The sequence below is a fragment of the Pseudovibrio sp. POLY-S9 genome, from assembly GCF_001431305.1.
Taxonomy (GTDB): domain Bacteria; phylum Pseudomonadota; class Alphaproteobacteria; order Rhizobiales; family Stappiaceae; genus Pseudovibrio.
In genome coordinates this window covers 1-579 of sequence record NZ_LCWX01000168.1, presented here as the reverse complement: position 1 = coordinate 579, position 579 = coordinate 1, and the positions used below count along the sequence as shown (strand labels likewise).

At 54.7% G+C, this 579-nt stretch carries 1 protein-coding gene; it reads right to left on the bottom strand.

The annotated features are described in order from the left end of the window. Window positions 1-434, bottom strand: a 434-nt coding sequence (locus tag PPL9_RS17315) for a contractile injection system protein, VgrG/Pvc8 family (RefSeq protein ID WP_280139047.1), incomplete at its 3' end; no start/stop codon positions are given. Between the last annotated feature and the right edge of the window lie 145 nt (window positions 435-579).

The window sequence follows — 579 nt, the reverse complement described above, 5'->3', positions numbered from 1 at the left end:
TCCCACTTCACATCCTCGACGCCGTGTTCTTTCAGCAGGATCTTGACGATCTCAGGTACGCTTTTCTTCTGGAAGATCCGGCAGTCAGAGCCGTGGGCTAAACGGTGCAGGCTGGGCAGCAGCGTGAGTGAGTAACTGGTGCGGTGATGGCCTTCATTACCACGGGCAATCTCAGCGATTACTCCGGAGAGGTGGCGCAGGCCCTCGTATTTATGATGGATGGTCAGCGTAGCGGGCGTATCCAGCAGGCTATGCAAATCCAGCGCGTTGTCGGGGCTGGCCAGCTCAATCTGGATCTGCGTGAGCCCGTTAAGGCGTTCTGTTGCCGAGAACCCGGTGACCAGCAATTCCGCGTTGGGCTGCGCAGGAGCTGCAAAGGTAAAGGCCAGATCTTGTTCCTGGAAGAGCTGCGGGATTTGGACAATAGCATTCATAACAAACTCACTGGCAAAGGAAAAAATAAAGGACGCATAAGAATTAAGAGTGATCTGGCGGATTGAGTTGGTGCATCACCATTGGCGGCGGATAGGGTTTGGAATGCCATGCATCAGCGGGACATAAAGTGCCCGGGCGCGCATA